At 51.1% G+C, this 9,375-nt stretch carries 6 protein-coding genes and 1 pseudogene; 2 read left to right on the forward strand and 5 right to left on the reverse strand.

All coding sequences use genetic code 11. From position 1 onward, the window contains the following. Positions 1-384: 384 nt before the first annotated feature. The 5 genes from NW837_RS04840 to NW837_RS04860 form a co-directional block, all read right to left on the reverse strand. Positions 385-675 carry a nucleotidyltransferase family protein gene (locus tag NW837_RS04840; RefSeq protein ID WP_414329506.1) on the reverse strand — a complete coding sequence of 97 codons (291 nt, stop codon included), beginning with the start codon at positions 673-675 and terminating at the stop codon, positions 385-387. 203 nt (positions 676-878) lie between these two features. Continuing rightward, positions 879-1,214: a putative toxin-antitoxin system toxin component, PIN family gene (locus NW837_RS04845; protein WP_414329508.1), complete on the reverse strand. Its 336-nt coding sequence runs from the start codon at positions 1,212-1,214 to the stop codon at positions 879-881. Further along, positions 1,204-1,428, reverse strand: coding sequence for a hypothetical protein (locus tag NW837_RS04850; protein WP_414329510.1), 225 nt, complete (start codon positions 1,426-1,428; stop codon positions 1,204-1,206). The genes NW837_RS04845 and NW837_RS04850 overlap by 11 nt, the downstream gene beginning before the upstream one ends. Before the next feature lie 284 nt (positions 1,429-1,712). Continuing rightward, positions 1,713-3,896 carry a DEAD/DEAH box helicase gene (locus tag NW837_RS04855; RefSeq protein ID WP_414329512.1) on the reverse strand — a complete coding sequence of 728 codons (2,184 nt, stop codon included), beginning with the start codon at positions 3,894-3,896 and terminating at the stop codon, positions 1,713-1,715. Positions 3,897-4,210: 314 nt separating this feature from the next. After that, the gene (locus NW837_RS04860) at positions 4,211-5,341 is read right to left on the reverse strand and encodes a putative CRISPR-associated protein (RefSeq protein WP_414329514.1); all 1,131 of its coding nucleotides are present in this window, start codon (positions 5,339-5,341) and stop codon (positions 4,211-4,213) included. Between the two features lie 486 nt (positions 5,342-5,827). Here NW837_RS04860 and NW837_RS04865 point away from each other — a divergent pair. Both NW837_RS04865 and NW837_RS04870 read left to right on the forward strand, forming a co-directional pair. Then, a pseudogene (locus tag NW837_RS04865) lies at positions 5,828-5,995 on the forward strand (tyrosine-type recombinase/integrase); the annotation flags it as partial. 289 nt (positions 5,996-6,284) lie between these two features. Next, a partial coding sequence (locus tag NW837_RS04870) for a magnesium chelatase subunit H (RefSeq protein ID WP_414329516.1) occupies positions 6,285-9,375 on the forward strand: 3,091 nt, incomplete at its 3' end.

The following is a 9,375-nucleotide window of genomic DNA, read 5'->3' on the forward strand; positions in this document are numbered from 1 at the left end:
TTACGTGATCGAGCTGCTCTGGGATGCCTGTAGCGGCTTGCTGGAATCCCTGGTTCCCGGGATCCAATGCCCACCGTTGCCCCCCCGTGCTTGAGAGCTTGTGTGTTTATTTACAGTCAATTCAAATGGCGATGAGACGGTAGCCAGTACAATAGCTCCGTTTGCGATAGTCATTCCGAATAAGTCTGGGACATTTGCCCTGCCTTCGATCTCTAACCGGCCAACACAAACATACCCCTTATCTGTCTCCCAAAGCAGACTAGGGGAACCTGGGATCCCCAAGTTGCTTTCCTGCAGTCTGAAACAACCATATATCCTGGCCCAGAGGGATCCTCATCTAACTTAATTGCCTCTATTTCCGATCTTACTCTGTTCTGCCAATCTCTAGAAGGCACGAACCACCTCCCGGAGAACGGATTCTTGCAGATAGGGCTTGAGGGAGTCAGGCGTACCTAGATCAACCGGACTCTCTAAAATTTCCTCTAGATATCGTTTCAAGCGTACAAAAGTGAACAATCCAACTGGACGGTCAAACTCTACTAGCAGATCGATATCACTGTCTGTTTGCGCTTCATCCCTTGCTACTGAACCAAAGAGCATTAGAGACTTTACGCCAAAGTCCTTCAGAGTGTTCTGATGATTTGCCAGTAATGTAAGGACTTCCTGTTTTTGCATTACCCAACCTGCAATGAAAAGAAAAGTCCATTAGGAATTACAGCTCACCTATTTCCTCTCAATTACGACTCAAACAAAGATTCATAACGCTTTGCAGGTCGCAGGCACAGTTGAGCCGAGGCACACCTTGCAGAGGACAGGGATCCCTGGGTTCCCGCAATGAGGGCATTTGAGCTTGCTCATCATCTTGTCTCTGGGTACATCTAACGGCACGCACATCTTGCCTTGCCATTAACAGCCAGTTCAAGAAACTTGTCGTCTTTGGGATCACGACACGTCGCCACGCGCTCTACAATCTCCACCAAGACGCCATCTCTAACAAAAGTGCTCAAGAACTCCATCCGTTCTTCCTCGGTTATATACCTTTCAAATCCTTTGCGCCGCAGGACATCGCTCAATTCTTCAACGGTCACACGTGAGATAAGCAATTTGCCTCTCTGTGTTGCCCTGTCAAAGACTTGACGAGTGACAGAACATCTCAACAGGAGCGCACTGATAACAACATTGGTATCAAAAACAAAGCATGGTTCATTCGACATTCAGCAGAGATTCCAGTATCTCAGGAGTTAAGCCACGCTCCTGTGCTTTTTGGCTGATTTCATCTATGACAACCTGAAGGGGACGCGGTGGTACGATGAGGTCGCGCAGCCAAAGGTTAAGTAACAACTGAAACTTTCTTTGCAGGTCAGCAGGAATTTGACTGTAAAGTCTCGCTGTATCTGCATCCAGAGGAATGGTAATCACTGTGTTCATCTTTCCAACTCCTCGATGTTGGATATTATTACACTTGAGATTAAGTCGCGCTGGCTAACGGCTGAACTCACCCGCCGCCAGTATAGCTAAGCATACAAAGGTTGGCATAATATGGGTCGCTGGGCGTAGCCCCACATTGGTTTCCCAGAATCTTAAGGCGACAACCTTAACCTACCTAGCTATAGTTTTGGGTAATGACTAAAGTATAGCTTCAAGTCGGGTGCAGTGATTTGTTATGTTGCACTTACAATTGGTAGCAAACATTGATACGAGTTTCTAATTTGCTATTCAAAATCTTCATCATTAATCCTTTTCAATGAGGATCGATTGAATGCTTTAAAGGTTAGATTTGGGTACTGTTGCACAATAGCTCTCAATTCTTCAAAAACTGGGCTCGCACCCTCAACCCCAGTTACAACGCACCAGATACGCGCTCGTGTAAGTGCAACAAAGGCTTCGTTACGCTTCTGTAGTTCTGACTCTCCTCTCCAAGCTAATGGCTGGGTAGCACAATGAAATCTGCAAGCATAAACCTTCCACGCCTCATTGCCCTTGGCTCGGAAAATTGTTGAGATCGTGATGCAGTTATCCATGCGAAAGATATCCCGATTTGTATCAACACCTGCAATAACGCTTTGGATACCTCGCTTTGAGAGTTTAGATTTTATTGCTTCAAAGTACTGCTGTTCTTTATCACCAGTGGGGCAAGTAATCAACAAGTCCCAAGGGTCGAAGCCTAACTTCAGATCTTCCTCCACTTGTTGAGCAATCCATTCCTGCTCTTCCAACTCATCCGAAAAAGTCTGGATGCGTAAAGGTGAGCCTAAAGCGTCCTTGTGAGGAAAATCATCACTGTCTATGGGGTGAGGGCTGTTTTTTGCCTCGCGCGTAACTGTGACTGTTTTGCCAGCTTTGACACTTGCATCTGAAAAATCTCCATCCAGAACAGTGTAACCTAGTTTTTCCCAATCCTCTTTGTTACTCACTCCTTGCAAACAACCCTCTTGTCGCAGTAAGCCCATGTTGATAGCGTGAGCAGCCATGAGAAGCATTTTAGGTGTTCGGTAGCATCGGTTTAAATTGTGTGCCTTGCGCAGTCCTCCTTCGTAGGTAGGGCTGGTTATGGTTCCATCAGGAAGTTTGTTCCCACCTAAATCTACTACTGGTGTTCCATCTGGATTAAGCCCAAAGATATGCAAAGGACGAGGTACCGTCAGGGTTCCAATCCCCTGTGCTTCGTCGTATGCCCAATAAAGTCGTTTTGGGTCAGATAAACTTTTATAAGCTAATCGATAGAAGGATGGGGGCAAATCCTGTCCTTCGTCTATCAAGATCGCATCAAAAAGTACAGGTATGTTCGGTACCCTTTTCTCCAGATCATCGCAAACATACTCAAAAGCCTCTGATGGAGAGCAGTTGCGCCCCATCCTCTCTCTTACATCCTTGACACTCAGAGGACATATTCCCGATTTTTGGGCTAAGTCACGGTAGAAACCGTTACGCTCTTTTGAACCCCAAGCATGTAGTACTTGTACATTGTGCCAGTTTGGCTCTACATCTCCTTCATCCTGCCGAACCATTTCACGATAGTAAAGACTGATTAAACCTATGATTTGGTCGTAAAGTGCCTGTGTAAAAAACACAAAAGCAATTTTCCAGTCAGGGTGCGCGGCATGGATTTTTGCGGCTCTCTTGGCAAATAGAACGGTTTTCCCTGTTCCTGCTAATCCTCTAACACGCTGAGGGCCATCTGGAACCTCAAAAGCTACCTTTTGCTGTTGATCGTCCAGAAAACGAAGGCGAGATTCCAGATAATGGATGACTCTTACAGGATTTTCGGGTGGTGTTCCTGTGGGTATGGCTCTAGGTTCTTGTCTTGGTAGCGAACCGCCCAGTAAAGCAACGATGTTTTGCCACTGTTCATCAGATAGAGGACGCTGTGGTTTTTCGCAAGCGCCCAACTGTAGTTTTTCTCGGAGAGTCGATGGCTTGAGATCCTCCTCCAGCAAAACAACGCCTTGGGTACAGGGCAAGTCAGAAAATCCCTTATCTTGCCATTCTTGCCCTTTAACAAAGGGTAACACCACTCTGTAGTGTGAGGTGACCAGTCCTCGTGTTTCTCTTCGTTCTGCGAGTTTCGCACTTATTGCAAGCATGCCATCCTCAGCTTGAAGCATAGGCAATTCCTCTTCCCTATGCCAATTAGTCATTTTCCACTGATGCCCTTCGATACTTTCAATGTTAGCGATACTGCACCCTTTACACTCAAATACCCACAATCCTAAATCTCTGTGCATAAAGATAACGTCAGGTTCTCTGGTGAGATTGCCTGTGCGTTTAAAAATTGGATACCTAAAGTAAGCTACGCATGGCTCATTCTGAAATGTCTTTTTGAGGCATTCCCAAAACTTTTTCTCTGCTGTGTTTGGGTTAAGTGGAGCATAGTTCTGGAACTTACCTTCTGACATGCTGTCTCCAAATGACTAAACTAAATCTATTTGACTAATAAGACAAGCAATATAACGGCTGAACTCACCCGCCGCCAGCAGTTTTGGGTATTTCTCGAATTTTAACATCAGGTCGGGTGCAGTGACTTGTTATGTTGTGTAAATTTTTCCACCGATCGGTTCAACTACCCACAGACGCCAGCGCCCCTTCACCAACAGCCTTGACAAGGCACAGCTCTGGCGCTGGCAATATAACGGCCTGCACTTCACCTGCGCCGCGAAGCGCAGCGGAGCGGTGTCAGGTGGAAGCGCGTGTTGGGCGGCGTAGTTGTTGTTCATGGTCTGTACTTCTGGTTTAAGGTGTCTGCCGCCCATGCTAAGGCGATTGAAGATTCATCGGTAACATGAATCCAAAACCTTGCGCCAAAATTATCTTTATCTTGGAACGTTCCTATAAGCCGTTTTTTGCCATCTTCTTCTCGAACATAGAATCCAATACCCTTAATTGATTTCTGCTTGTCGTAAGGCAATGAGTTCGCTGTTACTATCCATGGGTTTTCCCGCCAAACTTTTTTCACGAAATCTCTAAACCCAGTTGGGTAATGGTCATCTCTAAACGATGGCTCTTTTTTATTTTCGGCTGGTATTAGTCTTACCGGCTTTGGGTTGCGGATACGAAAACCTGTTAAGTAAATCTGCCCTATCGGACTTAATTCGTAAACAGACTCCCCATCAACAACAATCTCTGCCAATAAAACACGAAACTTTTCGTCAATTTCACCTAATTCACTGCGCGAAAACGCTCCGCCGCGTTCAAAGTCTGTTAGTACATCTGCATTTTGTGCAAGAATTTCGTAGTCGAATGATATGGGCAACGGAGGAAAATCTATAATTTCCGAAAATCTCTCGTGTTTATAAAAAACAGGTATGTTCAATGCCTGCCCAACAATAACGGCTATTGCTATTTGCGCTTTGTATCCGCCAGTTGCGTCAATGGCGACATATTCAGCACCACCAAATCTTTGTATATATTCGCCAGCTTTGCGAACAAGATTTCTTAAGCCGTGAACTCTAAAATCTGTGGGGCGCTCATCTTGAAGATTATCAACAGTTTGATATTCGAGATTTCGTAAATTGAGGTCGGTACGTCGTTCAAAATAGCGCTTTAGAAATTCTCCTGTGTTTTTTCCTTTAGGAGTATCCGAAACAAGAAAAATTAGATTTTCAAGTTCAAGCCAGCTTTTTCTTCGGGCTTCTTCTATTGTGTTGATTTCAGCGCCGCACACTCTGTCGGTTGGCGAGACTCTAAGCATCTCTTCAGCTAAATTTGTCCAATTTTGTTCATCATAAGCCTTGCGAATATTTTCCCAATTTGATGGCACATTGGGTATAGTTGCTGACAAACGACTTAAGTTGTCAAAAAGACTTGTTCCAACCGTGCATATCAAAGTATTTCTCTGGGGCATAAAATCTCTCCCAACTTGAACTTAGGCGAAGCCGCCCAACATGTGTTTCTGCAGCTAGATGACTGATAATCACCTAAGAAGCAGACTTTTCCATCGCCTAGTGTAATGCTGCCCTAATTTGTCTGTATAGTCAACATTTTGAGCGATAATTACCTCCAAAGGGTTTTTATCTGGCTGAATGAGCATTAACACACCTATACCTAGACCCAGAAAGCTCCTGGAGCAAGTCAGCTAGAAATCGCAGGAGCCTCACACTGTACTCATAAAGTCAGTGTCGGGAGGAATGTGCGACTTCACTTGCCTTGTGCTATAATAACACTGCGGGCACCAGAAACGGTTATTTAAGGCACTGGTAACGGTCGATTGGGGCTGCTGTAAACCAGCCTAGAGGTTCGGGCCTGTTTTGTTCTCTGGTAGAGCAGAGCAGGCCCAGGGCTACTAAAAGCCTACTCTGTATCGCTAAAGCGGTACGGAGTCGGGTAGTTTACTTGCCACACCTTCCGCCATAGTTTTGCCACTCATCTCCTGCAAAACGGCTACGACATCCGCACCGTCCAAGAATTGTTGGGCCACAAAGATGTCAAAACCACCATGATTTACACCCATGTGCTGAATAAAGGCGGGCGCGGGGTGAGAAGTCCATTGGATCCTTAGAAGGGGACGCTCTCTGGGGAAAGGATCCTCTTTCCCTTTACAGTACCTCAGCGATCATTGCGAATTGTTACGACCTTGCCGTCATACCCTCAGCAGGGATCCGTTTCTCTGGTAGAACGGGAAACAGACAATAGGGGATCCTGCCTATCGCGTCAGCGGGACGAAGTCCTTTCGCGTCAGCGGGACGAAGTCCTTTCGCGTCAGCGGGACGGAGTCCTTTCGCGTTAGCAGGACAGAATCCTTTCCCCGGTTTACCCAATTTTTGCATTGCACGACGGAGAGCGACCGCATGTTTACTCTGGTTAAGCCCATCACCCGCCACGTTACCCCTGCCGAGGTGGGGGATCGCCGCTTGATGAAGGTGGTGTATGTGGTGTTGGAGCCGCAATATCAGAGTGCCCTGACCGCAGCAGTGCAGCACATCAATGCCCACAATTCCAAGCTGGCGGTGGAGCTGTCCGGCTATCTGGTGGAGGAGCTGCGGGATCCCGCGGGCTATGAGGCTTTTCGGCGGGATCTGGAAACGGCCAATGTCTTTATCGGATCCCTGATTTTTATCGAAGACATTGCCCAGAAGGTGGTGCAGGCGGTGCAGCCCCTGCGGGAGCGGCTGGATGCGGTGGTGGTCTTCCCTTCCATGCCGGAAGTGATGCGCCTGAACAAGATGGGATCCTTTTCTATGGCGCAGCTGGGACAGTCCAAGAGCGCCATTGCCCAGTTCATGCGCAAGCGCCAGCAGGGATCCAACTTCCAGGAGGGGATGCTGAAGCTGCTGCAGACGCTGCCCAAGGTGCTGAAGTATCTACCCTTCGACAAGGCGCAGGATGCCCGCAACTTCATGCTCAGCTTCCAGTACTGGCTGGGGGGATCCCGCGAGAACCTGGAGAACTTTTTGCTGATGCTGGCGGATCGCTACCTGCCGGGGATGCGGGATCAGGTGCAGTTTGCCGAGCCGGTCACCTATTTGGAGATGGGCATTTGGCACCCCCTGGCACCCCAGATGTTTGCCAGTCTGGCGGAGTATTTGGATTGGTACAACGCCCGCGAGGATCTGCCGCAGGACGTGAAGGATCCCTTGGCTCCCTGCGTGGGGTTGGTGTTGCAGCGCACCCACCTGGTGACGGGGGATGATGCCCACTACGTGGCCATGGTGCAAGAGCTGGAGTCGCGCGGGGCGCGGGTGGTGCCGGTGTTTGCCGGGGGTCTAGATTTCTCCAAGCCGGTGAACGAGTTTTTCTGGAACGCGCAGAAGACAGCGCCCATTGTGGATGTGGTCGTGTCGCTAACCGGGTTTGCCCTGGTGGGAGGGCCGGCGCGGCAGGATCACCCCAAGGCGGTGGAAGCGCTGCAACGGCTGAATCGCCCCTACATGGTGGCGCTGCCCTTGGTGTTTCAATCGACGGAAGAATGGGCTGCCAGCGACCTGGGGCTGCACCCGGTGCAGGTGGCTTTGCAGATTGCCATTCCCGAGCTGGACGGGGCCATCGATCCCATCATCCTCTCAGGGCGGGACGCGGCCACCGGCAAAGCTCACGCAATGCAGGATCGGATCGAGCTGATCGCGGCGCGGGCCATTAAATGGGCCAATTTGCGGCGCAAGCCCAAGCTGGAGAAGAAGATCGCCATCACCGTCTTCAGCTTCCCACCGGACAAAGGCAATGTGGGGACAGCAGCCTACTTGGATGTATTTGCCTCTATTCACCGGGTGATGCAGGCCCTGGCCCACAACGGCTATGACCTCGGCCCCGAGCTGCCCAAAACCCCGCAGGAGCTGATGGAGTCCATCCTGCACGATCCCCAGGCCCAGTACGCCAGCCCGGAGCTGAATGTGGCCGCCAAACTGTCGGTGCGGGAGTACGAGGCGCTGACACCCTACGTGAAAGCCATCGAGCAATACTGGGGGCCAGCGCCGGGGCACCTGAATACCGATGGGCAAAATCTGTTGATCTACGGCAAGCACTTTGGCAATGTGTTCATCGGGGTGCAGCCCACCTTCGGCTATGAAGGGGATCCCATGCGGCTGCTTTTTTCCAGGTCAGCCAGCCCCCACCACGGCTTTGCTGCCTACTACACCTACCTGGAGAAAGTTTGGGGGGCGGATGCGGTGTTGCACTTTGGCACCCATGGATCCCTGGAGTTTATGCCGGGCAAGCAGATCGGCATGTCGGGCGAGTGCTATCCGGATAATCTAATTGGATCCCTGCCCAACCTGTACTACTACGCCGCCAACAACCCCAGTGAGGCCACTATTGCCAAGCGGCGGGGCTACGCCTGCACCATCAGCTACCTGACGCCGCCGGCAGAAAACGCCGGCCTCTACAAGGGGCTGCAAGAGCTGCGGGAGCTGATCGGCTCTTACCAAAGCCTGCGGGAAGGGGGGCGCGGCATTCAGATTGTTAACACCATCTGCGACAAGGCGCGGCTGGTGAACCTGGACAAGGATGTGGAGTTGCCCCAGGGGGACGCCGCCCAGTTGAGCTTGGAAGAGCGGGACAGGGTGGTGGGCAAGCTCTACGCCCAGCTGATGGAGATCGAGTCGCGGCTGTTGCCCTGTGGTCTGCACGTCATTGGAGCGCCCCCCACAGCAGAGGAGGCGATTGCCACCCTGGTGAGCATTGCCAGCATTGACCGCCCCGAAGAAGGGATCCTCGGCCTGCCCCGCATTCTCGCCCAAAGCCTGGGCCGGGATATCGATGAGATCTACCGCAACCGGGATCGGGGACACCTGGCGGATACGGAGCTGCTGGATCGCATCAACAAGGCCTGCCAGAAGGCGGTGGCGGCGCTGGTGCAGGAGCAGACCGACGCCCAGGGCCGGGTCGCGCGGGTGGCCAAGCTCAACTTTTTCAACATGGGCCGGCAAGCCCCCTGGTTGGCAGTCCTAAAAGAAGCGGGCTACCCCCAGGTGGATCCGGATCTTTTGAAGCCCTTGTTTGAATTTCTGGAGGAGTACCTCAAGCAAATTACGGCAGATTATGAGCTGGGATCCCTGCTGCGGGCCTTGGAAGGGGAGTACATTTCGCCGGGGCCAGGAGGGGATCCCATCCGCAACCCCAATGTGTTGCCCACAGGACGGAACATCCATGCTTTGGATCCCCAGTCTATCCCCACGGCAGCCGCGATTAAGTCTGCGGAGATCGTGGTGGAACGGCTGCTGGCTCGCGAGATGAGCAGTAACGGTGGCCGGTACCCGGAAACCATCTCGGTGGTGCTCTGGGGCACCGACAACATCAAGACCTACGGGGAGTCGCTGGCGCAGGTGCTGTGTTTGCTGGGGGTGCGACCCAAACCCGATGCCCTGGGGCGGGTGAACAAGGTGGAGCTGATCCCCTTGGAGGAACTGGGCCGGCCCCGCATTGATGTGGTGGTGAACTGCTCGG

Source organism: Synechococcus sp. R6-10 (assembly GCF_047461815.1).
Lineage (GTDB): Bacteria > Cyanobacteriota > Cyanobacteriia > Thermostichales > Thermostichaceae > Thermostichus.